The sequence below is a fragment of the Desulfovibrio piger ATCC 29098 genome, assembly GCF_000156375.1.
In the GTDB taxonomy this organism is placed as follows: Bacteria; Desulfobacterota; Desulfovibrionia; order Desulfovibrionales; family Desulfovibrionaceae; genus Desulfovibrio; species Desulfovibrio piger.
This window is the reverse complement of record NZ_DS996351.1, coordinates 242,652-269,558: the sequence shown is the minus strand read 5'-3', so window position 1 is coordinate 269,558 and position 26,907 is coordinate 242,652. Positions and strand designations below refer to the sequence as shown.

The window sequence follows — 26,907 nt, the reverse complement described above, 5'->3', positions numbered from 1 at the left end:
GCAGTCCGGCGGGGGCCTCATGCAGTCCAGAGATGCCATCCGCGCCATCAAGGAGCGGCTCAACATCACGGATATCGTGCGCCGTTACGTGGATCTCAAGCGTAACGGGCCGCGCTGGGTGGCGCCCTGCCCCTTCCATCAGGAGACCAAGCCCAGTTTCTCGGTCAACGAGGAACAGGGCCTGTTCTACTGTTTCGGCTGCCAGGCGTCCGGGGACATCTTCGATTTCTACGGCCGGATCAACGGCCTGGATTTCCGCGAGACCCTGGAGCAGCTGGCCGCCGAGGCCGGCATCACCCTGGAGCGCGGGCCCGTTGACAAAAAACGGCAGGAAGAGGACCGACAGCGGCGTTCTTCCCGCCAGACCATGCTGCGCATGTACGAGCTGGCGGCGGCCCACTTTGCCGCGGCCCTAAAAAGCCCGGAAGCCGAGGAGTGCCGGGCCTACATACAGCGGCGCGGCCTGAGCCCGGAGATCGTGGAACGTTTCGGTCTGGGATGGGCGCGGCGCGACTGGCATTCGCTGGATCTGGCCCTGCAGCGCGCGGGCTACGACATGCGCCTGGCCGCCGAGGCCGGACTGGTGGGACGTTCGGACCGGGGCTCGGTCTATGACCGTTTCCGGGGCCGCCTCATCTTTCCCATCAAGAACCTTTCCAACCAGGTCATCGCCTTTGGCGGGCGCATCATCGCGGACGAGGACGAAGCCAAGTACATCAACAGCTCCGATACGCCCATCTACAAGAAAGGAGAACATCTTTACGGTCTTGCCCAGGCCAGAAAAGGCATTACTGTAAAGGGACGGGCCCTTTTGACCGAGGGCTACATGGATGTGCTGACCCTGCACCAGTTCGGCTACGACAATGCCGTGGGCGTGCTGGGCACCGCCCTGACCCCGGACCAGATCAAGCGCCTTTCGGGCTTTACCTCGCAGCTCACCCTGCTGTTCGACGGGGACCGCGCCGGCCGCAAGGCCGCCCTGCGCTCCTGCGAGATGCTGCTCACCCGCGGTCTGGCCTGCACCGTGGTCCTGATGCCCGAAGGCGAGGACATCGACAGCCTGCTGCGCACGCAGGGCGTGGAGGCCTTCGAGGCACTGCAGGCCCAGGCGCCGGACGGGCTGCGTTTTTGTCTGGACGTGCTGCGCGCCCTGGCCCCGCGCGAGACCGTGGAATGGGCTAAAAATTTTTTGCGCCATGTGGAAGTGCCGGAGCTGGTCAGCCCCTATGTGTCACGGCTGGCCACCCACTTGCAGCTTTCCGAGGCGGAATTGCGTCAGGGACTGGCCGACAGCAGACGTCCCGGCCCTGACGGACAGACCACGCGCCCCAGCCGGGCGCGACAGAACATGCGTGACCGCCAGATCATGATGTATGCGGTCCGCTACCCCGACCGACTGGACGATCTGCGGGACCTGGGCGCTGACCTGGCCCTGCAGTCGGACATCGCCCGTCAGTTGTGGGACAAGATCGAAGAATGGGGCTCCGACGAGGCCCCCTACCATCTGGACCAGCGCGAAAAGAATTTCTGGTCCTTCTGCCGGGGCGCCGAAGCGGCCCCCCGTGATGACGGCGACAGGGAGCTGGCAGCCCTGCGCCATGATCTTGATGCCTATTATGCGGCAACCCAGCGCCAGTCCGTGACGGCCGCCCTGCGGCAGAACACCGGCACCGGCGACTTTGCCGCTGATTTGGAATATCTTCGCGCACTGCAGGAAACCTTGGAGCAGGGACATGAGCAATCTTAAAGATATCCAGCAAATTCAAAGCCTCATCGCCAAGGGCAAGGGCATGGGCTACCTGACCTTCGACGAGGTCAACAAAGCCCTTCCCGTGGAGATGAACACCCCCGAGCAGTTCGAGGAGATCATCGGCATCTTTGAGCAGCTGGAGATCGCCATCGTCGATTCCGAAAAGGACGGCAAAAAAATCTCCGCCACGCCCACCGAAACCGACGACGACGCCATGGACGGCTCCCTGGAGCTGGCCGAAGACGAAGAATCCGCCGACTATTCCTCGCGCAGCACCGATCCGGTGCGCATGTACCTGCGCGAGATGGGCGCCGTGCCCCTGCTGGATCGCGACGGCGAAGTGGTCATCGCCAAAAAGATCGAGATGGGCGAACAGGACGTGCTCTACGCCCTGGTGGAAGTGCCCGTGGCCGTGGAAGAGCTCATCAACGTGGGCGAGGACCTGCGCCAGAACCGCATCAAGCTCAAGGACGTGGTCAAGACCATCGAAGAAGACGATCCCAGCGAGGACGAGCTCAACCAGCGCTCCCGCGTCATCCTGCTGCTGGACGAGATCAAGCAGATCTTCAAGAAAAAGCGCAAGATCTACAAAAAGCTGGACGACTGCAACACCCTTGACCGCAAGGTGACCGCCATCCAGAAGGAGATCATCAGCTACAAGGAAGAGATCGTCACCCGCCTGCGCGACATCAAGCTGGAAAAGACCCTCATCGACCGCATCATCGAAACGGTCGAGGACTACGTGCGCCAGATGCACAACTGCCAGCGCGACCTTTCGGCCTACATCCTGTCCACCGGCCGTACCCAGGCCGAGATCCAGGAGATGTTCACCGGCCTCGAGCAGCGCACCATCAATCCCAATGATGCCGCCCGCGATCTCAAGCTCAGCGTGGACGAGCTCTTTTCCTTCAAGGAAATGATCATCGGCAAGATCGAGATCCTGAGCCGCCTGCAGGAAAAGTGCTGCCACAACGTCAACGATCTGGAAGAAGTGCTGTGGCGCATCAAGCGCGGCAACACCGCCGCCATGCGCGCCAAGCAGGAGCTCATCCGCTCCAACCTGCGCCTGGTGGTCTCCATCGCCAAGAAGTACACCAACCGCGGGCTCCAGTTCCTGGACCTCATCCAGGAAGGCAACATCGGCCTCATGAAGGCCGTGGACAAGTTCGAGTACCAGCGCGGCTACAAGTTCTCCACCTACGCCACCTGGTGGATCCGTCAGGCCATCACCCGCGCCATCGCGGACCAGGCCCGCACCATCCGCATCCCGGTGCACATGATCGAGACCATCAACAAGCTCATCCGCACCTCGCGTTACCTGGTGCAGGAACTGGGCCGCGATCCCACGCCCGAAGAGATCGCCGAACGCATGGAATACCCGGTGGAAAAGGTCAAGAAGGTGCTCAAGATCGCCAAGGAGCCCATCTCTCTGGAAACGCCCATCGGCGACGAGGAAGATTCCAGCCTGGGCGATTTCATCGAGGACAAGAAGGCCGTGGCCCCCGCCGAGGAAGTCATCAATACCAAGCTGTCCGAACAGCTGGCGGCCGTGCTGGCCGATCTGACCCCCCGCGAGGAGCAGGTGCTGCGCAAGCGTTTCGGCATCGCCGAAAAGAGCGACCATACCCTGGAAGAAGTGGGCAAGCTCTTCAACGTCACCCGTGAACGCATCCGCCAGATCGAAGCCAAGGCCCTGCGCAAGCTGCGCCATCCCGTGCGCAGCCAGCCCCTGCGTTCCTACTACGAAAACTAGCCATGCTGCGTAGCCTCTGCCTGATCCTTTTCCTGTGCTGCGTGCTCGTGGCCGGGGCCTTCCCCGGCACGGGCCGCGCACAGACGGACGCCCTGCCCCATCTGGAACAGATCGCCGTCCGGGGCAAGACCTCGGTGGCCTCCTGTCTGGACGGCGACACCATGCAGCTGACCAACCGCAGCCGCGTGCGCCTGGCCGGCATCGATACGCCGGAGCTCAAGCCGCGCAAGGGCAAGCCCCAGTTCTACGCCCGCGAAGCGCGGGAGCTGCTCACCCGTCTGGCCCGCGGCCAGGAGGTCCGGTTCTTTGCCGTGGACAAGGAAGGCAAGGACAAGTACGGCCGCATCGTCGCGGACGTGCGCCTCAAGGACGGACGCTCGCTCAACGGCATCATGGTGCGTGAAGGCGCGGCCTTCTTCTATCCCCACAAGGGGCTGGACAAGGAGTACCAGGACTGGCTGCTGGCCCTGCAGGCCGAGGCCATCAAGGAACGGCGCGGCATGTGGGCCGAGGTGCTCTCCCGCCCCGAAGCCCTGAAGAATTACACCGGCAACCGCAATTCCCTGCGCTTCTTCCCTGCCGACTGCCCTGACGCCCAGAAGATGAAGCCCCGTAACCGCATCCACTTCGGCACCCTCATGGATGCCTTCATGGCCGGTTACGCCCCGGCCCGCGTCTGCCCCTTCTGGCCGGAGGAAAAATAAGATCATGTCCCATCAGCCTCCCCTTTCCGACCAGCAGGCCCTGGTCATCTTTTCCGGCGGCCAGGATTCGGCCACCTGCCTTGCCTGGGCCCTTTCCCGCTTTGCCCGCGTCTGCACGCTGGGCTTCGATTACGGCCAGCGTCACTCCGTGGAGCTGGAGTGCCGCGGCAAGGTCCGCAGCGCCATCGCGGCCCTCAAGCCGGAGTGGCAGGACCGCCTGGGGCCCGACACCCTGCTGGACATTAGCCTGTTCCGCCAGCTGGCCGACACGGCCCTGACCTCGGACATGCCTATCGAACAGGAAGGCGAGGGCATCCCCAACACCTTCGTGCCGGGCCGCAACCTGCTGTTCATCATGCACGCCGCGGCCTGGGCCTATGGCAAGGATATCCGCCATCTGGTGCTGGGCGTGTGCGAGAGCGACTCCTCCGGTTACCCGGACTGCCGCGACGACAGCATCAAGGCCATGCAGGTGGCCCTCAATACCGGCATGGACAGCCACTTCGTTCTGCATACGCCGCTCATGTGGCTGGACAAGGCCGATACCTGGCGCCTGGCCGAAGACCTGGGCGGCATGCCGCTGGTGGACTGCATCCTTGAGCAGAGCCACACCTGCTACGAAGGCACGCGCGGCGAGCGCTATCCCTGGGGCTACGGCTGCGGCCGGTGCCCGGCCTGCAAGCTGCGCGCCCACGGCTATGAGGTCTATCTTTCCCGCTATCACCAGAAGTGAGGCCGTCATGGCAGCCAAGAAACAACTGACCGCCGCCCAGGGCATGGATGCCGCCTGCATCCTCTTTGAGCTCAACAGTAAGCGCGAGCATATCGTCAATCTGGCTTTCGGTGCGGAGATCCCCGAAGCCTGCCTGACGGAGCCCGGCGCCCTGCCCGACTTCTGCGCCGAGTGGCGGGCCTTCGTCCACGCCACGGTCACGGCCGGGCTCATGCAGCACGCGCCCAATAGCGTGCTGGTGGGCTATCTGCGCCGCACCGGCGAACTGCTGGCCGCCACGGCCAAAGCCGAAGGCGCCAGCCTGCATACCCAGGCCGTGCCTGTCTCCGAGGACAGCCTCAATGCCTTCGTGGACGGCCCCTTTGCCGCCTACATGCCCTTGCTGGCGCAGGAAAAGCAGCACCAGTGCCCCGTGCTCTTCTGCCGCCGCCTGGGCTATGACGAGGACAGCCGCATCACGCCCGAGATCCTGAAGAAGATCCAGGCCCGTCTGGCTGCGGTCATGGCCCTGGTCATCACCGCCATCTGGGACAAACTGGACCAGTACGAGATCGCGGCGGATTAGCTGCGACACACACATTGCACGTAAAAAAGCCTGTCCTTGGGGACAGGCTTTTTTTGTCCCTGTCTGCTCCCGGCGAAGCCCGCCGTACCACCAGCAAGCCCCCCGATGATTTTCAGCATGTCGTGCCTTCGTTTACACGAGGAGGAACGACTTTTTTACGAAAATATAATTTTTTTGAAGAATTACGTTTTCCTTATTGACTTTGAAATTCTTTTTCAATATGTTTTATCAAGAAACCTCCCACACCCTCAGCCAGACCCCATTGCCATGCACTACCCTGCCTCCCGCTCGCTCTCCGCCGCATCCAGCCTGCCCCGCGGCAAACGCCTCCCCGTGTCCCTCACCGGCCTGCCCTCCATGATTCTCCCCGGCATCATATCCAGAAGATCCTCCTTTGCTCCTTTCTGCGGAACTCCCTGCTGTCCTGTATGCCCGGTGCCAGCTTCCAGCTGAACGCTCCAGGGCACTTTGCCAGAACAAACACCCCCCGGTGTAACGGCCCCGCTCCTTCGTGCGCTTATCCGCTACCGGTCTGCATGACCGGAGCTTTGCGCCGGTCTGTCCGCCGTGCCCACGGGATGCCCTTTGCTCTGGCCCACCCAGAAAAGGAGGGAACATGGCGACGCAGTGTCCCGGTACGACATGCAAGACCGAAGATGATGCCTTCGTCTCCATCATCGACGGCATCCGTAAAAAAGCCCTGAGCCACCCCGACTCTCCGGCGCTCAGTTTTCTTCCCGACGGAAAAGCGGAAAATGCCGAGCTCTGCTCGTACAGCCGCCTCGACATGCGGGCACGTGCCATTGCCGCGGCCATCCAGGCCACAGGTCAGGGCGACGGCCGTCCCGTCCTGCTGATGCTGCCGCCGGGCCTGGAATTCATCGCGGCCTTTTTCGGCTGCCTGTACGCGCGGGCCATCGCCGTTCCCATGACACCTCCGGGTCTGGCCCGCATGGCCCGCACATTCAATCGTCTGGCCCGCATTGTGGAAGACTCCGGCTCACGCGTCTTCATCACTTCCGCACGTCTGCGCAAGGCGGTGGAAGAACTGGCCGAACGCGTCCATTTTGCCGATAGCATACGGATCATCTGCCTTGATGAGACCGACGATGCCCTGTCCCGGTCCTGGCAGGAACTTCCTTTGACTGCGCATACGCCCGGATGGCTGCAATATACCTCCGGCTCCACCAGCAGCCCCAAAGGAGTCATCATCACTCACGGCAACATCATGGCCAATCTGGACAGCATCGCCGGGCACATGCGGCTCCGGGAAAATATTCCCACCGTCAGCTGGCTGCCCCCCTTCCACGACATGGGCCTCGTGGGCGGCATCCTGACGCCGCTCCATCTGGGCTGCCTGTGCGTCACCATGCCTCCCATGGCCTTTCTGCGCCAACCTCTCTGCTGGCTGCGCGCCGTCACCCACTATCGCGCCCAGCTGACGGGCGGCCCCAACTTTGCCTACGACCTTTGCTGCGACCGCATCCCGGAGGATCGGCTCCGGGAGCTGGATCTCAGTTCGCTTTCCGTCTGCTACTGCGGCTCCGAGCCCATCCGCCTGAAGACCATCCGCCGTTTCCTGGAGCGTTTCAGTTCCGCCGGTCTCGATCCTGCCAGTTTCTATCCTTGCTACGGCCTTGCGGAGAACACGCTGTTCACCACAGGCTGCTGGAAAAATGACGGCGATTTTGCCGTTTTTCTCGACAAGCAGGAATATGCCGCAGGTCGCATACGCTTCCTGCAGGAGCAGCACGCCGATGCCATGCCGCTGCTTTCCTGCGGCACGGCCGGGCGCAACAATGACGTGCGCATCGTCGATCCCCAGACATGCCGGGAGGTCGAAGAAAAGGAGCTGGGCGAGATCTGGATCAGGGGGACGTGCGTTTCTCCGGGATACTGGGAACAGCCCGAAGCCACGAAGACCGTCCTGCATGCCGTGCTGGCCGGATCCGGCGAAGGGCCCTTCCTGCGGACAGGTGACATGGGCTTCATGTCCGGGGGGCATCTTTTCGTCTCCGGGAGATGCAAAGAAATGATCATCCTCAACGGCCGCAATTTTTTCCCGCAGGACCTTGAGGAATGCGTCCTGCAGAACGTGCCGGGGCTGGAGCAGAATGGCGCTGCCGCCTTCGGCATCGACAGCGATGCCGGCGAACGGCTGGTCATGGTCTTCGAGACCCGCCTGCCCGCGACAGCCCACGAGGCGACGCTGGCGGCCATCCGGCGCAGTCTTTCCGAAGAATTCGACATCTCCCCCTGCGCCGTCGTCCTCTGCAAGCGGCATGGCGTGCCCAAGACCACCAGCGGCAAGATCCAGCAGTCCCTGTGCCGCCATCTTTACCTTCACGGCGAACTGCCCGTACTGGCGGAATGGCGGGAAGAGCCCCGCGCCGGGGCCCCCGCCTGGAACCGCCCCCCGCAGGAGCAGGATGCCCCCGCCTCCCGCGAGGCCTGGCAAAACTGGTTGCGTGACGGCCTTTCCGCGCGCCTGGGGCTTTCCCCAGACAGCGTGGGCCTGCACACGCCGTTCAGCTCCCTGGGCATGGGATCGGCCACGGCCGTGGCCCTGACCGGGGAATTGCAGCAGGCCTGCGGCCGTCCTCTGCCCGCGACCCTGTTCTATGACCATGCCGACATCGCCTCGCTGGCGTCGTTCATGGCCGGGGACCTTTCCGATGAAGCCCCGTTGCCCGCGCACTGCGCCGGACAACAGGCGGTGGCCATCATCGGCATGGCCTGCCGTCTGCCGGGCGCCGACAGCCCCGAGGCTCTGGAGGCACTGCTCTTCGGCGGCAAGGATGCCATCACCCGGCGCGACCCCGCCCACCGGGACGGTACGGCCGCTCCTGAAGACGGGGACAGGGCTGTCTGGGGCGGTTTTCTGGACGACATCAGCGCTTTCGATGCCGCTCTGTTCGGTATCTCTCCCCGCGAAGCCGTGGAGATCGATCCCCAGCAGCGCCTGCTGCTGGAAGTCTCCTGGCAGGCACTGGAGCGGGCCGGGATCGCGCCGGACAGTTTGCGCCGCAGCCGCACAGGCGTCTTCACGGGCATCAGCTCTTCCGATTACGAGAACCGCCGTCTCCAGTGCGGCCAGAGCCTCAACGCCTATGTGGGGACGGGAAACGCCCACAGCATCGCGGCCAACCGCCTTTCCTATTTTTACGGGTTCGAAGGCCCGAGCATGGCCGTAGACAGCGCCTGCTCGTCCTCGCTGCTGGCCCTGCACCTGGCCTGCCGCAGCCTGCGGGACGGCGAATGCGAGACCGCTCTTGCCTGCGGCGTCAATATCCTGGCCGGAAGCGAAGGACAGGATATCTTCACCGACGCCCATCTCATGGCCCCGGACGGCCGCTGCAAGACCTTTTCCGCCGACGCCGACGGCTATGTCCGCGCCGAAGGCTGCGTGGTGCTCGTTCTTAAAACGCTGGAAAGGGCCCTGAACGACCAGGATCCCATCCTGGGCATCGTCCGCGGCTCGGCAGTCAACCAGGACGGCCGGAGCAACGGCCTTACGGCCCCCAGCCGCCGGGCCCAGGCCCGCCTGCTGCGCGAAGCTCTCCATAACGCCGGGCTTACGGCCGCGGACATCGACGGCATCGAAGCCCACGGCACCGGCACGCCCCTGGGCGACCCCATCGAATTCGGCGCCATCAGCGATGTCTACAGCGGCAGCAGGGAGGCCGATCGCCCCCTGCTGGTCTCCTCCATCAAGACGAACGTCGGCCACCTTGAGGCTGCCGCCGGTCTTGCCGGGGTCTGCCGCGTCCTCATTTCCCTGCAGGCCGCGGCCATCCCGCCGCACCTGCACCTGAAACGCCTCAATCCCGAGATCAGGCCAGACGGCATCCCGGCCGCCATCCCCGTCGCCACCACCCCGTGGCCCCGGACCCCGGGACGTCCCCGCCGGGCCGGTGTCAGCTCGTTCGGCTTTGGCGGGACCAATGTCCATGTCATCCTCGAAGAAGCTCCCCTGACAGACGCGCCTTCCGGCACGCTCCCCGGACCTCTCCCCGTCTTGCCGCTGGCGGCCGCATCGGAAGGCCAGCTGCGGGAGCTGGCGGCAGACTACAGGGAATACCTTGCCCGGGCGCCGGAGCGGGAGATGGCCGATGCCTGCCTGACCTGCGGCACCGGCCGGGCCTCCCTGCCCTGCCGTGCGGCCCTCGCGGGCCCGGATATCGTCCGGGGGCTGGAACAGCTCGCCTCGGGGATGCCCGTGCCCTTCATGGGACATGTGCCGGACAGCGCGCCGCACCGTCCGGTGGTCTTCTTCCTCGACAGCATGACGGGCTGCCCCGACGCTTCCCTCCCGGATGTCCCGCCGCTGGCCTCAGCCCGCACCGCACTGCTGGAGCAGCTGCCCTCCGGGACGGAGACGGATGGACAGGCAAGGGCGTTCCTGGATCTTATGGCCACGGCCGAAGCCTGGCGCCGGATGCTCGGCGAACCTGCGGCCATCCTCTGCACACCGGCGACGGTGTCTGTGGCGGCCTGCCTTGCAGGCCATCTCGACCCGGAAGAAGGCCTTGCCCTGTACCGGGCCCTTGAAAATGATGGAGCCCCCATCCCGCAGTTCAAGGTCCGCGCCCCGGAAGCCGGGACCGTCTCCCTCCCCCTGTTCAATCTGGGTAGCAGCAGGCTCATCTCCGCCGAAGAAGCCCGCGATCCCGCCTTCTGGCGGGCATATGCCCCCACGACCGGAGCCCCGGAAGAAGCCCATGCCATCGCCCAGGCCCGGCGCCTTGCCCCATCCGCCGACATCCTGGCCATGCGTCCCGGCGACCTCCCCGACGGCAATACCGCGGACACGCCGCTGCTGCTCCCCGCCTTCGCTCCCGATGCCGCCGCGACGCCGCAGCATATGGCCGCGGTGCTGGCCTGCTGCTGGACACGCGGTACAAACGTGCGCTGGGCTGCCGTCCATGCGGGCAGTGCTGCCCGGCGCATACCGTTGCCGACCTATCCTTTTGCACGCGAGCGCTTCTGGTTCGGCGGCACGGACATGACAGACGCCCCTGCCGCCCTGCCCGCACGCCGCTCTCCCGCCCCGCTGGAGATCCCCGACGTATCGTGCGTCATGCAGGAGACGGCGCGTGCGGACCGTCTTGACGATGCGGAGCTCCTGGCGCTGCTTTCCCGCGAGGCCCGCGCCGTCCTGCGCCTGCCCGAAAACGTCTCCCTGTCCCCTGAGACGCCCCTGGTCAGGGCCGGTTTCGATTCCCTGTTGTTCATGGAGCTGGCGCAACGCCTGAGCAGACGCCTCGGCATGACGCTGCCTCCGGCCCTGCTCATGGAAACTGCCACTCTGGCCGCCTTGCGGGAACGTCTGTGCCTGCAGGGACAGACCGCTCCCGCCCCTCAGGAGATGACGGACATCGTTGCCCGTCCCGAAGACAGGCACCTGCCCTTCCCTCTGACGGACGTGCAGCACGCCTACTGGATCGGACGGGACGGCAGCATGACGCTGGGCGGCGTCAGTTGCAGCAATTATGTGGAAGCGGACTTCACGGGACTGGACGTCCCCCGGCTGGAAAAAGCCCTGGATGCCCTCGTCAGACGGCATGACATGCTGCGCTGCGTCATCACGCCTGACGGACGGCAGCGCGTCCTGCCTGCGGTCCCTGCCTGCCGCATCCCGCTCGAAGACCTTTCCGCCCTGGCCGAAGAGGAGAAGGAACACGTCCTCCGGCAGAAACGGGAACAGCTTTCCCACAAGGTACTGCCCACGGACAAGGCCCCTCTGCTGGAGATCACGGCAAGCCGTCTGGATGCCGCTACCGTACGCCTGCACGTCAAACTGGATCTGCTGGTGGCCGATGCCTACAGTTTCGGCATCCTGATGCAGGATCTCGCCGCCTGGTATGCCGACCCGGGAATGGAAAAAAGCCCTCTGGCCCTTTCCTTCAGGGATTGCGTCCTGGCGGCCGAGGCGGAAAAGGACACGCCCGCCTGGCAGGCGGACAGGGAGTACTGGCTGCAGCGCCTGCCCTTCCTGCCCGCAGGTCCCGAGCTGCCTCTGGCACGGACGCCGCAAAGCCTCGGCACCCCCCGCTTCCATCGTCGCACGGCGATGCTGGATGCCGCACGCTGGGCCCGCCTCAAGGAAATGGGGCGCGCACAGGGGCTCACGCCCTCCGGCCTGCTGCTGGCGGCCTTCAGCCTCGTCCTTTCCCGCTGGACGGCGCAACCGCACTTCTGCCTCATGCTCACGACCTTCGACCGCCGGTACCGGCATGAGGAAATGGGGGCCGTGGTGGGGGACTTCACCCGCCTGCTGCTGCTCGAAGTCCAAAGGGAAAAAGGCGCCACCTTCCTGGAGCACGCAACGGCTCTCGGCAGGCAGCTGATCCGGGACATGGGACACAGCCGTTTCTCCGCCGTGGACGTTTTGCGGGAACTGGCAAAGGATCACGGCGAGGACATGACGTCCTCCCGCTCCGCTGTCGTCTTCACCAGCGCCCTGCCCCTCAGCGGTGACGATCCGTTCGCCGCGGCCGACGGCCTGGGAGCGAAGCTGGCCTATGCCGTCTCCCAGACGCCGCAGGTATGGCTGGACCATCAGGTCTGCGAATACCGGGGCCAGCTCGTCTATACCTGGGATGCGGTGGAAGACCTGTTCCCCTCGGGGATGCTCGATGCCATGTTCACCGTCTACGGCGACTTCCTCACGGCCCTGTGCGAGGATGCCGCTCTCTGGCAGCAGCCTGTGCCCCTGCACCGGCTGCCCGCATCACAGGCAGACGTCCGCCATGCGGCCAATGCCACAGAAGCGGCCATCCCGCCGCGTACGCTGTTCGCCCCCTTCCTGGACCACGCCTCCCGGGATGGAGCCCCTGCCGCCGTCATCGGCGAAGGCGTCAGCCTGTCCCGGGCCGAGGCCGAATCCATCTCCCGCCTGCTGGGGAACGGGCTGCGTTCGCGGGGCCTGCGTCCCGGCGAGATCGTGGCCGTCATGATGGAAAAGGGCTGGGAACAGGTCGTGGCCGTCATGGGCATCCTGCGGGCCGGGGGAGCCTATCTGCCCGTGTCCCCCTCCCTGCCGGACAAGCGCATCGCCTACATGTTCAAGGATGCCGGTGTCCGCTTCTGCTTCGTGCAGCCCGGCCTGGAAGCCAGGGCCGAAGCCTGCGGCAGCGAGGCCGTCCCCGTCCTCCGCGCCTTCCCGGAACAAGCGGCCCCGGCCGCGGCGCCCCTTCCGGATACGGACGTATCGCCGGAGGGCCTGGCCTATGTCATCTATACCTCCGGCTCCACAGGCCTGCCCAAGGGGGTGATGGTCAGCCATGCCGCAGCCCACAATACCCTGGCTGACCTGGGGCAGCGTCTGGACCTTGGGCCCCGTGACCGCGTCATCGCCCTTGCCAGCCTGTCCTTCGACCTTTCCGTGTTCGACCTTTTCGGCGTCACGGCAGCGGGAGGCGCCGTCGTCATCCCCGCTCCCGGACAGGAGAGGGATCCCGCGGCCTGGTGCCGCCTGATGCGGGAACAGGGCGTGACCGTCTGGAACAGCACCCCTTCGCTCATGCAGCTGCTGCTCGACTATCTGGACGACCACCCCGAAGACAGGCCGGAACGACTGCGCCTGGCCCTGCTCAGTGGCGACTGGATCCCCCTTGCCATGCCGGACCGCATGCACGCACTGTGGCCGGACATGACCGTTGCCGCCCTCGGAGGGGCCACCGAAGCCGCCATCTGGTCAAACATCCAGATCGTGGACCGTATCCCGGCAGAATGGCACAGCATCCCCTACGGCCGTCCGCTGGCCAACCAGGGATATCTTGTCCTCGACCAGGACCTGAGCCCCTGCCCGGATCTTGTGGCCGGTGACCTGTACATCACCGGGGCGGGCCTGGCCCGCGGCTACCTCAACGATCCCTCCAAAACGGCCGCGGCCTTTTTCCGCCATCCCCGCAGCGGGCAGGCCCTGTACCGCACGGGAGACCTGGGCCGCTACTGGCCTGACGGCACTCTGGAATTCCTCGGCCGCAAAGACAGCCAGGTCAAGATCAACGGTTTCCGCATCGAGCTGGGCGAGGTGGAACGGGCCCTGAACGCCCTCCCCGGCGTGGGCAATGCCGCCGTCATCGCCCTCAGGAGCGACAAGGGCGACAGGCTCGCCGGCTTCGTGTCTCCCGCACCGCAGGCAGTCATGCCGGCACCGTCCGACGAAAGCCCGGAAGCCCGCGAAGCCCGGTACCGGAGCATGAGGGACGTCGGCATCACCCTTGTGGATGACGTGGAACGCCTGGCCTACAAACAGGCGGGGCACAACCTCCGCAAGGACCTCGACAGCCTGCCCCGCATCGGTCTCGCCACGGAGGACGAGGCCACCAGCCTGTCCCTGTTCTCCCGCCGCATCTCGTCGCGCCGCTTCACCGAAGCCCCCATGGAACGGGAAGCGTTCGAAAGATTGCTGGGCTGCCTGCGCGGCCTGGACATCCCCCAGTGGCCGGTGGTCAGGCACCGCTACGGCTCCGCGGGCTGGACCTATGCCGTACAGGTCTATGTCCTGGTCAGGCCCGGCAGGATCCGGGAGCTGGATGGCGGCTGCTATTATTATCATCCGCTGGAAAACGCCCTCGTCCGCATGGCCGATGCCCCTGAAGATGCGGCCACCGTCTTCCCCGGCCACAATGCCGACATCTTCTCCCACAGTGCCTTCGCCCTGTTCCTCGTGGCCGACATGGAGGCCATCCGTCCGCTCTACGGGGACAGGTCCGAAGAGTTCGTCCTCATCGAAGCCGGACTCATGAGCCAGCTGCTGGAAGAGACCGCCATGGAACTGCGGGCCGGTCTGTGCCAGATAGGCGCGCTGGATTTCGACAGGCTGCGCGGCAGCTTCTCCCTGGGAGCCGGGCAACGCTACCTGCACTGCCTGACAGGGGGGGCGGTGACCCGCGAACCGGGCTGGGACTTCACCCGTGCCCTGGCGGAATCCCTTCCCCACCAGGCCGCGGCCGGGGGGCTCTCGCCCGAAGATCTGCAAGGTCTTTTGCGGCAGTGGCTGCCCGATTACATGGTGCCCCAGACCCTGACGGTCATCGATGCCATACCGCTCACCGCCAACGGCAAGGTCGATCGCAGGCAGCTGGCCGCGCTGGGGGCCGGCCCCGCTGCGGGACCGGCATGCGTGCATCCCGAGGGCGAGACCGAAGAACAGCTCACCGCCATCATCCGGGACATGCTCGGCAAGGAGACGGTCAGCGTGCTGGACAACTTCTTCGATCTCGGCGCCACGTCGCTGCAGCTGGTCCTTTTCCAGCGGCGCATCAGCGAACTCCTCCACAGGCAGGTGGCCATCACGGACATCTTCGCCCATCCCAATATCAGGGACCTTGCCGCCTTCCTGGCCCCGCAGGGCGGGGAGGACAGCGCAGAGGACGCCATGTCCATGGCCGGACGGCGTGCCCGGCTGCGCAGGCAGATGCGCAGGCCCGGCCCGGCACATGCCGTCACGCCCCGGAACCTCGGCCCGCAGGACAGCCTTCCCGGCACGGAAAGCAATTCGTAACCGGCAGCGAAAGATGCCGCAGGACAGAAAGTCATGGACAGCATGAACATCACTGACGAAGCGATCGCCGTCATCGGCATGAGCTGCCGTTTTCCCGGTGCTCCCGACCTCGACGGATACTGGCGCAACCTTTGCGAAGGCAAGGTCAGCGTGACCTTCCTGGACCGGAAAGACCTTGCCGCAGCGGGCGTGGATCACGGCCTGCTGCGCGACCCGAACTACGTCCCGGCGACCTACAGCCTGGGGGACATCGACAAATTCGACGCAGCCTTTTTCGGCTATGCCGGCAGCGAGGCGGAAAAGATCGACCCCCAGCAGCGCACCTTCCTGGAATGCGCCTGGGAATCGCTGGAGGACGCCGGATATACGCCCCTGCCCGGCGGCGGTCTGGAAGGCAAGAGCGTCGGCGTTTTTGCAGGCAGCCGCATCAGTGCCTATCTGGAACATGCGTGCCGCGGCCTGAAAGCCGGGAACGGTGCCGAAGCCTTCCAGTGCCTGGTGGGCAACGACAAGGATTACCTGTGCTCGCGCGTCTCCTACAAGCTGAACCTGAACGGGCCCAGCCTGTGCGTGCAGACGGCCTGCTCCAGCTCGCTTTCCGCCGTGCACGTGGCCTGCGAGAACCTGCGCAGCGGCGCGTGCGACATGGCCCTGGCCGGAGGGGTGGCCATCGATGTGCCCCAGGAGAAAGGTTACCTGTTCCAGGAAGGCATGATCTTCTCCCGTGACGGCTACTGCCGCCCCTTTGACAAAAATGCCTCGGGCACGGTCTTTTCCGGCGGGGCGGGCGTCGTCGTCCTGAAGCGGCTGGCAGATGCCCTGCGCGACCGCGACCACATCTATGCCGTGGTGCTGGCCTCCGTAGTCAACAATGACGGTTCCCGGCGGGTGGGCTATACCGCGCCCGGCGAATTCGGCCAGACCGCCGTCATCGGCGAGGCGATATCCCTCTCGGGACTTTCCGCGCGTGATATCGGCCTTGTCGAAAGCCACGGCACCGGGACGGCCCTCGGCGACCCCATCGAATTCGCCGCCCTGGGCAAGGCCTTTGGCCATTTCACGCAGGACAGGGGCTTCTGCGCCCTCGGCGCGGTCAAGGCCAACATCGGCCATGCCGATGCCGCGTCGGGCATCGCCAGTTTCATCAAGGCCGTCATGGCCGTCCATACCGGCCACATTCCGCCCCACCCCCTGTTCGAGGAAGCCAATCCGGCCCTGGACCTCGACGCCAGCCCTTTCTACATCAACACGGCCCTTGCGGACTGGAAGGATGCGGAAAGACCACGCGCCGCCGGGATCAGCTCCTTCGGCATCGGCGGGTCCAACGCCCATGCCGTCATCATGCAGGCTCCCGAAGAGCCGGTGAATTCCCGCCACCTGCCTGACGGCACGCCGGATCTTTTCGTCCTTTCGTCGCGCACCGGGACCATGCTGCGTGCCCTTGCCGGACGCATGGCCCGGGCGCTGGATGCCCCGTCCGCCTCCCTTGCCGACATCTGCTTCACGGCCAGGGCCTCACGCAGCCGGGACAAGATCCGGCTGGCCGTCCGCGCCACCTCGACCGGCGCGCTCCGGGAGGCTTTGCACGCCTTTGCCCGGGGCGGGATGCCCGAGGGGATGCTGCTTTCCGGACATACGGAGGCGCGGGACGTGCCCGGCGACCTCATGGATGACGGACTCCAGCGGGTGGCCCTGGCCTACATGGCCGGTGACGACAAGGCATTGGACGCCCTCCAGGAAAAAGCCCTGCGTCTGGGCGCCCGTCGCGTCCGGCTTCCCCTGACTCCCTTCCAGCGCCGCCGCTTCTGGCCTGAAGAAGACAGCACCGGCACGGATGGCACCGGCCGTGAAGCCCTCTCCCATCCCGTGTGGCGCGAACGCTTCACAACTGCGGAAGGAAAGATCCTTTACGGGGGCCGCCTTGGCGGCAAGGAACTGGAACGCATGCGGGAACACCGGGTAGCGGGCAGGAGCATCGCCCCGGGCAGCCTGCTCCTCGAGCTCCTGCGCGCGGCCGCCGCCCGGGAATACGGCGCAGACTGCGGTCTCGGTCATGTGGCCCTGCTTCGTCCCCTGCCGCTGGACGGGGACCGGGACGTCTTTTTCCAGCTCATCCTGGAAGGCGACAGGGAACGGGGCGTCATGGAGCTCTTCACCTCTACCGCCCCCGAAGCTCCCGGGGCCTGGCACAGGACCGCGCGAGCCGGCATCGAAGGCCCGGCATGCTCCATGCCTGCGGCGGCACCGGCAAGCGACGAGGACATGCCCGAGGACATAGCGGCCTATTATGCCGCCATGCAGGGTCTTGGCGTCTCGTACGGGCCTTCCTTCCGCCTGTTGCGGGAGATCCGCAGCGGCCGGGGCAGGGCCAGGACCCGTGTCTCCTCCGGCAACTCCAGCGACGGTTGGGGCTGGGATCCCGCCCTGCTGGACGCCTGCCTGCAGGGTGTGCTCTCCTGCATCCCCCAGCAGGACAGGGATACGGACAGAATCTTCGTCCCGGCGGGTTGCCGGCATCTGGACCTGCCGGAACAGTGCCCCGCTGATGTGCAGGTCATGCTGGAGCTGCGGGAAAGCCCGGCCGGGGATCCCGGCGATACGGGCACGTTCCTGCTGGACGTCAGCCTTTTCGACGGCAACGGCGAAGCCGTCGGTCGCATGGAAGGCCTGCGCATGAGTGCCCTGCCGCCTGAGGGCGTCGAGGAAGAGGCCGGTTCCCCGGAGGCCGCCCGTTACGCTGTCCGCTGGATCGAGGGGGAACAGCTCCCCGGCCGGGCCCGGCTGGACGGGCGCTGGCTCGTACTGGCAGATCCCGGCCCCCTGGCCGAGGCACTTGCGACGCGCCTGGAATCTGACGGCTGCCACTGCCGCGTCCTTTCCCATGCGGAACGGGACGGCCTTCCTGCGGCTCTGGATGCCCTTGCTGACGGACAGGGCCGCCTGCATGTGGTGGATGCCTGGCCCCTGGGCGTCCCGGGCATGGCTGATCCTGACGGGACCTATGACCGCAGCGTGCTGCCCCTGCTGGAGATCGTCCGGCAGGCGCGGGCACGGGACATGGAGGCCCGCCTCGATCTCGTGATCCTCACAAGCGGGACTTTCGGCCCCGATATTGCGGCTGGCGCCCATGAACGGCCGTTGCCCGGCCAGTCCCTCGTCTGGGGCCTCGGCCCGGTAGTGTGCATGGAGCATCCCGCCCTGCGCGTGCGCCTCATGGATCTCCAGCACCCGGAGGCCGACGATACCCTGTTCCGGGCCCTTGCCTGCGAAGACGGGGAAGACCGTCAGGCCTTACGTGACGGCCGCCGCCTCCTGCCCCGCCTTGAAAGGGCGGACGACGGAGCGGCAGGCCCCCGGGCCCTCGTCATGGAAGGTCCCGGTCTCGACAACCTGCGCTGGCAGCCGCTGGAACGCCGCTCCCCGGAAGCGGGCGAGGTGGAAGTGGCCCTTGCGGCCTCCAGCCTCAACTTCCGTGACGTCATGATGGTCATGGGCATCTACCCCGGCGAAGAGACCGCCGTGGGCAGTGACGGGGCCGGTATCGTCACCGCTGTGGGTGACGGCGTCTCCGGCATCCAGGTAGGGGATCGCGTGGCGGTCAGCGCCTATGGTTGCCTGCGGACCCACATCACCCTGCCTGCCGCCATGACCTGCCCCCTGCCCGCGGACATCTCGTTCGAACAGGCCGCCGCGCTGCCCGTCGCCTACATCACGGCCTGCTACGGCCTTGAGGAGCTTGCCGGCATCCGCGCCGGACAGACCGTCCTCATCCACGCGGCCTCCGGCGGCGTGGGACTCGCCGCCATGGCAGTGTGCCGCAGGGCCGGTGCCCGCATCTTCGCCACGGCAGGCACCCCGGCCAAGCGGGAGCTGGTCCGATCGCTCGGGGCGGAACTGGTCATGGATTCCCGTTCCACCGCCTTCGCCCAGGAAGTCCTGGACGCCACCGGCGGCAGGGGGGTGGACATCATCCTCAACTCCCTGGCCGGCGAGGCGCAGGAAGCCTCCTTCACGCTGGTGGCGGACAATGGCTGCTTCGTGGAGCTGGGCAAGAGCGGTCTGCGCCAGGCGGGCGACTACCGGACCGAACGCGGCCTCATGCGCTACCGTCCTTTGGATCTGGTGGAGCTGGGACGCGACCGGCCCGACCTGATGGCCGGGATCTTCCGGCGTGCCATGCAGGGATGCGCCCGGGGAGAGCTGGCCCTGCTGCCGGTCACGGTCTTTGCCGCCGACCGCCATGACGCTGCTTTCCGGCACATGATGCAGGCGCGCCACACGGGCAAGATCATCCTGCGCTGGCCCGCCGCCGTCCAAACCGGGCATCCCGCATGCTCCGGCACGGAACTGGTGAGCGGCGGCCTGGGCGGGATAGCCCTGCGCCTGTGCGCCGACCGCGTACGCCGGGGCTGCCGTCACCTGCTGTTGCTGGCCCGCCGCCAGCCTGCGGCGGAGGAAGCGGCCCTGCTGGAAGACCTGCGGCAACAGGGCTGCACTGTCCGTCTGGCCCTGGCCGACGTGTCCGACAGCAGCGCCCTGCGACATGCCGTGGACTCCGCCCTGAAAGACATGCCGCCTCTGAAGCGCATCTGGCACCTGGCCGGGACGCTGGATGACGACAGGCTCCTCCGCCTCGATGCGTCGCGCTTCAAACGGGTCCTCGCCCCCAAGGCGGAGGGCGCCTGGAACCTGCACCGGATCTCGCTGGACCACCAGCTGGAAGCCTTCGTCCTGTTCTCCTCCACGGCCTCCTTCCTCGGCCCCATGGGCATGGGCAACTACGCGGCGGCCAATGCCTTCCTTGACGAGCTCGCGCTGTACCGCCGCCATCTGGGCCTGCCCGCCCTCAGCATCAACTGGGGCGCCTTCCGTGATGCCGGCATGGCCGTACGTCAGGCCGACCTCCGCACCCTTTCCCGTTTAGGCATCCATACCGTTGCGCCCGAGGAAGGCTTTGCCGTCATGGAACGCCTCCTCTCCCGCGACGAGTGCAGGGCCGCCGTGCTGCATATGGACTGGCCCCGCTATGCCGCAGGCTACGACAGCGACCGTTTGCCGCCCCTGCTGCGATCGCTCTGCCCCGCCACAGCGGACGACCGCGAAGCCTCCGTATCGCCCGAAGCGGACAGCGCGGGCCGGGACAGCCGGGATGCCGTCATGCGGGCCGTCCGTGCCAAGGTGGCTACCATCCTGCGGACCGACGCCGCGAACCTGCCCGGCGATGCCAACCTTATCGAGCTGGGCGTGGACAGCCTGCTGGCCCTGGACCTGTTCCAGTCGCTGGAAAAGCAGTTCCGCATCCGGGTGGATCGCAGCCTGCTGTTCAAGGAGCCTACCATCGATGCTCTGGCCTCCCGGATCGCCTCCCTGCTCGACGCCGGGAAAAGGGCTCAGGACGGGGACCTGCCCGTCATCCTTCCCGACAGCGCCGCCCGTCATGAGCCCTTCCCGCTCATGGACATGCAACAGGCCTACTGGGTGGGCCGGACAGGCGCCCTCGTGCTCGGTAATGTCTCCTGCCACGTCTATCTCGAGCTGGAAACGGAGGATCTGGACCTTCCCCGCTGGGAGGCCTGCTGGAACAGGCTGATCCGGCATCACGACATGCTGCGCTGCGTCATCATGGAGGACGGACGGCAACGCATCCTGCCCGAGGTGCCGCCCTTCACCGTCACGGTACAGGACGCGACGGGCCTGGATGCCGGGGCTGCCGAACAAATGGTGCTGGAATGCCGGGAACGCATGGGGCATGAAGTGCTCTCCGCGAAGGAATGGCCCCTGTTCCGTGTGGCCGCCACCCGGATGCCGGGCGGTCCCATCCGCCTGCACATCAGCCTGGACCTGCTGGTAGCCGACCTGCACAGCATGAACCTGATGATGAACGGGCTCGAAAGCCTCTACCGGTATCCTGAACGGGAACCGGCCCCCCTGGACCTTTCGTTCCGGGACTATGTGCTGGCACTGGAAGCCTTCAGGAAGAGCCCGCGCTACCGGAAGGACAAAGAATACTGGCTGGAGCGTGTCGCCGCCCTGCCGCCCGCGCCGGACCTGCCCCTGGCCGTCCCGCCCGCGCAGGTGGAGCGCCCGCGCTTCGTCCGCCATGCGGCGCAGCTCGACCGGAAGACCTGGGCGGACCTGCGCCAAAAGGCCGCCGCGCACGAGCTGACGGTCTCCGGCCTGCTGCTGGCCTGCTATGCCGAGGTGCTGGCCCGCTGGAGCAGCCGGAACGAGTTCACTCTCAATGTCACGCTTTTCAACCGGCTGCCCCTGCATCCCGAAGTCGGGGAGATCGTGGGCGACTTCACGTCCGTGAGCCTGCTTGCCTGCTCTTTCGACGGCACGGCATCCTTCCTCCGGCGCGCACGGGCCCTGCAGGCCCAGCTGTGGGCCGACATGGATCACAGCACCTTCTCCGGCGTGGAGGTCATCCGCGAATGGAGCAGATGCACGGGCCGTTCCAGCGCCGACATCATCCCCATCGTCTTCACCAGTACCATCGGCTTCGGCGACGAGCACGGCACCCATCCGGCCCTGCGCACGTTCGGGCGCATGGTCTACAACATCACGCAGACGCCGCAGGTCTGGATCGACCATCAGGTCCGCGAGGTGGACGATTGCCTTGAGTTCAACTGGGATGCCGTGGACGAACTCTTCCCCGAAGGGCTCGTGGACAGCATGTTTTCCGCCTATTGTCGCCTGCTCCGGATGCTGGCCCGGGACGACAGGATCTGGCACCAGCCCCATTTGCCCCTGCTGCCGCAGGAACAGCTGGGACGCCGCCGCACGGCCAACGCCACGACCCGGGAGTTCCCCCATGCGGGCCGCGGGACGCTGGACAGCCTTTTTGCCCGTTCCCTGCGAGATGCCCCCGGGGCCCTGGCCCTGGCGGACGGCGATCTTTGCCTGAGCTACCGGGATCTGGGCAGGGCTGCCGAGGCCCTTTGCGGCAGGCTCATGGCCCGGGGCTGCGGCCAGGGCAGCCTTGTGGCCGTCGTCAGCAACGGCGGCTGGGAAGAAGCGGTCGCGGCCCTGGCCGTGAGCAGTGCCGGAGCCGCCTACATGCCCGTGGATGCCGCTGTCCCCCCTGCCCGCCTCAAGCATCTGCTCGAATATTCCGGGGCCGGGTCCGTCCTGGTGCAGCGCCGCCATGCGTCCCTGCCCTGGCCCGCGGGCCTGCCCGTCATGGTCATGGATGAGGATTTATTGAAATCGAATTCCGAATTTGATTTCGAAAGATGCGTCAGCCGTCCTGACGCGCTGGCCTACGTCATCCACACTTCGGGCTCCACGGGCGCTCCCAAGGGGGTCATGATCCGCCACGAACGCGCCGTCAACACCATCAGGGCCGTCAACGAACTGACCGGGCTGCGGTCTTCGGACAGGGTCCTTGCCCTTTCGCGCTTCACCTTCGACCTGTCCGTCTGGGACATGTTCGGCCTGTTCGGCGCGGGCGGGGCCCTGGTCCTGCCGGATCCCGCCAGACGTCTGGAAGCGGCCCACTGGCTGGAGCTGATGCACCGGCATCAGGTGAGCATCTGGAACAGCGTCCCCCCCTTCCTCCAGATCCTTGCCGCCCATCTGGAGCATCATCCCGCTGCCCTGCCGCCCTTGCGCTGCGCCCTGCTCAGCGGGGACTGGATCCCCCTGGGCCTGCCCGGACGCATCAGGGCCTTCTGGCCGGAGCTGCGGCTCTTCAGCCTCGGCGGCGCCACGGAAGCTTCCATCTGGTCCAATTTCTTCCCCGTGGAAGACGTCCTGCCGCAATGGAAGAGCATCCCTTACGGCAAACCGCTGGCCAACCAGAGGTTCTTCATCCTCGACCGCCACGGTAGCGACTGCCCGGACTGGGTCCCCGGCGAATTGCACATCGCCGGTGACGGTCTTGCCGACGGGTACCTCAAGGATCCCGAACGCACGGCCGAGCGCTTCATACGCCACCCCGGCACAGGGGAAGACCTCTACGCCACCGGTGACCTGGGCTGCTACATGCCCGACGGCAATATCGAATTCCTCGGCCGTCAGGACAATCAGGTCAAGATCAACGGTTACCGGGTCGAGCTGGGCGAGGTGGAGAACACCCTCATGGAGCATCCTTTCGTGGAACAGGCCGCCGCCCTGACGGTCAGGGGCAGGCAGGCGGGCCAGGTGCTGGCCGCTTTCGTGGCCTGCCGGCCCGGCACGTCTCCGGCGCCGGAAGAGCTCCAGAAATGGCTGGCGGAGCGTCTGCCCTCCTTCCTGGTCCCCGGCATGATCCTGATGCGGGAAAGCCTTCCCCTGACCAGTTCCGGCAAAGTCGACAGGAAGAGCCTCGTACTCGACCCCGACCAGGAACTCCCCCGGATGAAGGGGGCACAGCCCGGATCTGAGACAGAACGGCTGGTGGCCGGAGCCATCGCGCATGTCCTGGGCCGCGACGACATAAGCATCGACAGCCGCTTCTTCGAAATGGGCCTGAGTTCCCTTGATCTTGTCGCCGTACAGGCCGCCCTCGGGGAACGCCTGGGCACGGATATCCCGCTCATGACCCTGCTCGAGCACACCAGCATCCGTGCACTGGCAGCCTGGCTGGACAACAGGACGCCGCGCACGACCGCGCAAGAGATATCCGCGCCGGAAGGCGGCGGGAGCGCCTCCGCCTTCGACCGCGGCATGGACCGGGCCGAACGGCGCATGCGCACCCGCTCCAGGCAACGGACCGGACGCTGATCCTTTCACCAACCCTTCAAAAGCGCCATGCGCACGAGGCATGCCATGCATCCACAAACGAACAAGGTCCCGGAGAACGCCATCGCCGTCATCGGCATGGACTGCCGGTTCCCCGGTGCCAATGATACCCGGCAATTCTGGAAAAACCTCGTCAGCGGGACCGAGTCCATCACCTTTTTCACGGACGACGAATTGCGCGGGGCAGGCATCCATCCGGAGACCATAGCCGACCCCACCTATGTCAGGGCCGCGGGCATCATGGAAGATGCGGAACTGTTCGATGCCGCCTTCTTCGGCTACACCCCGACAGAAGCCATCTGCATCGACCCCCAGCAGTGCCAGTTCCTGCAGACCTGCTGGCACGCCCTGGAGGATGCCGGTTACAATCCCTATACCTATCCCGGCGCCGTCGCCGTCTTCGGCGGCACGCGCCTGAGCACCTACTACGTCAACTATATGTGCGCCGACCTGGCGGATTACGGCACGGCGCGCTTCATGCAGGGCCATATCGGTACGGACCGCGACCATCTGTGCACCCGCGTCTCCTACAAGCTCAACCTGCGGGGCCCGGCCTTCAACCTGCAATGCGCCTGCTCCACTTCCCTCGTCAGCGTGCATCTGGCCTGCCAGAGCCTGCTCAACGGCGAGTGCGACATGGCTCTTGCCGGCGCCAGCGGCATCGACATCCCGCAGGAGCACGGCCATTTTTACCAGGAAGGCATGATCTTTTCGCCTGACGGGCATTGCCGCCCCTATGACGCCCAGGCGGAAGGCATCGTCTCGGGCAACGGCGTGGGCGTCGTGCTGCTCAAACGCCTGGAAGACGCCCTGCGCGACCGCGACGACATCCACGCGGTCATCCTGGGGACGGCCATCAACAACGACGGCAATTCCAAGGTCGCCTATTCCGCGCCCAGCCTCGAAGGCCAGAGCGAAGTCATCGCCGAGGCCCTGGGCGTCAGCGGCGTCGATCCCGCCACCATCGCCTATGTGGAAGGGCACGGTACCGGCACCTATCTCGGTGACCCGCTGGAGGTCGAGGCCCTGAACCGCATCTACTCCCGCAACAACCCCGCACGCGGTTATTGCGCTCTGGGATCGGTCAAGAGCAACGTCGGCCATCTGGAAGTGGCGGCGGGGGTGGCCAGCCTCATCAAGGCCATCCTTTCCATCAAGCACGCCCGGATTGCCCCTACCTGCCATTTCAACAGCCCCAACCCCCGTATCGATTTCGCGTCCACCCCCTTCTTCGTCAACAAGACGGCCATCGACTGGCCGCAGGGCTTCTCCCCCCGGCGCGCCGCCGTCAGCTCTTTCGGTGTGGGGGGGACCAATGCCCACCTGATCCTCGAGGAAGCGCCGCAGCGGGAAGGCTCCCGCAGTGCGGGAGCTGTCGCCAACCCTCTGATGGTGGTCTCCGCCAGGAGCGAAAAGGCCCTGAAGGAACTGGCAGGACGCTATGGGGAATTCCTGGCCGGGCAGGATGCCGACGGTCTCGATCTGGCCGACTTCTGCCATACCACACAGGAAGGCCGGGAACATCACGCCGTCCGTCTCGCCGTGGTAGGCGAGAGCCTGGAAGAACTGCGCTCCGGCCTTGACGCGGCGATGACGCACGAGGAGTGGACCACCACGAACACGGGCGACGAACACAGGCCCGTTTTCCTCTTCACCGGTCAGGGGGCGCAACGTTCGGGCATGGGGAAGGAACTCTACCAGGCGCAGCCGTGCTTCCGTGCGGAGCTCGACCGCTGCGCCCGCCTTTTCGACCCTCTGCTGCCCGAGCCCCTGCTGCGCGTCATGTGGGACGCCGACAAGGCCGCGCTGCTCGACAACACCGCCTTCACCCAGCCGGCCCTGTTCAGTCTGGAATATGCCCTTGCCCGGATGTGGCAGTCCTTCGGTATCCAGCCTCTGGCCGCTGCCGGACACAGCATCGGTGAATATGTGGCCGCGACCCTGGCAGGCGTGTTCAGCCTGGAGGATGCCGCACGTCTTGTGGCCGCACGGGGGCGCCTCATCGCCTCCCTGCCCGCCGGGGGCGGCATGAGCGCCGTGCTGGCCTCCGAAAAGGACGTCCTCGCCCTGCTCGCCGCCTGCGGCACGCCGGAACGGACAGGCATCGCCGCCGTCAACGGCTCCACGCAGACCGTCCTGTCGGGCCCGCTGGAAGACCTTGCCCGCATCGCCGACAAGGCCGGGAGCCTGGGCATCAGCATCCGTCACCTGCCGGTCTCCCATGCCTTCCATTCTTCCCTGATGGATCCCATCCTCGACGACTTCGCCAGTGTGGCCGAAAGCATCGCCTATGACGCCCCCGGCCTGCCCGTGGTCAGCAATGTCACCGGCCGGCTGGTCGGGCCTGCCGAGATCTCCGGGGCCGACTACTGGGTGCGGCATATCCGCTCCACCGTGCGCTTTTTCGACGGCTTCCGCACGCTGCGGGACATGGCTCCCGCGGCCTGGCTGGAGCTGGGCCCGTCCGGCGTGCTGACGGCCCTCTGCCGCCGCGAGCAGGCCCTGGAGAACAGCGGGGAAGACGGCGTCTGGGTCGCCGCCATGCATGCCGGGACCCCGGAATGGCGCCAGACATGCGAGGCCCTGGCCGCCCTCTACCGCAGTGGAGCGGATGTGGACTGGGCAGCATTTGCCCAGGACCAGCACTGGGGCCGCCTCCACCTGCCCCTCTACCCCTTCCAGGGGGAACGCCACTGGGTGGACGACTCGTTCCGCGGCATAGCCAGCGGAAGCACCGCCGCCCCGGCCGCCTCGCAGGACGACATCTGGCAGCGCCTGACCCGGGCTGCCGAATCCGCCTCCGGCGCTGAAGACGACCGCCCCGACGGCACCGAATACCGGGAGCATGCCCGGATGATCGAGACCTTCTGCTCCGGCTATGCCCTCGAGGCCCTGACGGATCTGGGGGCCTTCCCGGATGAGGGCTTCCATACCGCCCGGGACATCGCCGCACGCATAGGCCTGCCGGAACGGTTCGACCAGCTTCTTCCGCGCCTGCTGGAGAACCTGGCCGAACAAGGCCTCCTGGCCCGTGACGCCGCCGGCTCTTACGGCCGCCCGGCCGCTCCGGACAGGGATCTCAGGGATCGTGTGACCAGCCTGCTCGACCGGCAGGAGGCCTCCGGCCTCTCTGACCGTCAATCATAGGAAACATGGAGAAATGA

Annotated in this window: 8 protein-coding genes; all 8 read left to right on the top strand. The window is 66.2% G+C overall.

The genetic code is table 11. The features are described from left to right. Positions 1-19 precede the first annotated feature (19 nt). The 8 genes from dnaG to DESPIG_RS01045 all read left to right on the top strand — a co-directional run bounded on the left by dnaG (position 20) and on the right by DESPIG_RS01045 (position 26,890). Positions 20-1,747, top strand: a complete 1,728-nt coding sequence (dnaG, locus tag DESPIG_RS01085; RefSeq protein ID WP_006003929.1) for a DNA primase — start codon at positions 20-22, stop codon at positions 1,745-1,747. Further along, positions 1,734-3,503: an RNA polymerase sigma factor RpoD gene (gene rpoD / locus DESPIG_RS01080; protein WP_006003927.1), complete on the top strand. Its 1,770-nt coding sequence runs from the start codon at positions 1,734-1,736 to the stop codon at positions 3,501-3,503. The genes dnaG and rpoD overlap by 14 nt, the downstream gene beginning before the upstream one ends. A gap of 2 nt (positions 3,504-3,505) precedes the next feature. After that, positions 3,506-4,207, top strand: a complete 702-nt coding sequence (locus DESPIG_RS01075) for a thermonuclease family protein (RefSeq protein WP_006003925.1) — start codon at positions 3,506-3,508, stop codon at positions 4,205-4,207. A 4-nt stretch (positions 4,208-4,211) separates the two neighbouring features. Continuing rightward, entirely contained in the window at positions 4,212-4,940 is a 729-nt protein-coding gene (queC, locus tag DESPIG_RS01070; protein WP_006003924.1) for a 7-cyano-7-deazaguanine synthase QueC, read from the top strand. A gap of 7 nt (positions 4,941-4,947) precedes the next feature. Continuing rightward, complete coding sequence (locus DESPIG_RS01065) at positions 4,948-5,505, top strand: hypothetical protein (protein ID WP_006003923.1); 558 nt, start codon at positions 4,948-4,950, stop codon at positions 5,503-5,505. 616 nt (positions 5,506-6,121) lie between these two features. Then, positions 6,122-15,019, top strand: a complete 8,898-nt coding sequence (locus DESPIG_RS12660; RefSeq protein WP_006003920.1) for a non-ribosomal peptide synthetase — start codon at positions 6,122-6,124, stop codon at positions 15,017-15,019. 33 nt (positions 15,020-15,052) lie between these two features. Then, positions 15,053-23,725, top strand: coding sequence for a non-ribosomal peptide synthetase (locus tag DESPIG_RS01050; RefSeq protein WP_006003919.1), 8,673 nt, complete (start codon positions 15,053-15,055; stop codon positions 23,723-23,725). Between the two features lie 45 nt (positions 23,726-23,770). Continuing rightward, a complete protein-coding gene (locus DESPIG_RS01045; protein WP_147589223.1) occupies positions 23,771-26,890 on the top strand; it encodes a type I polyketide synthase in 3,120 nt (1,039 codons plus the stop codon). Positions 26,891-26,907: the final 17 nt, after the last annotated feature.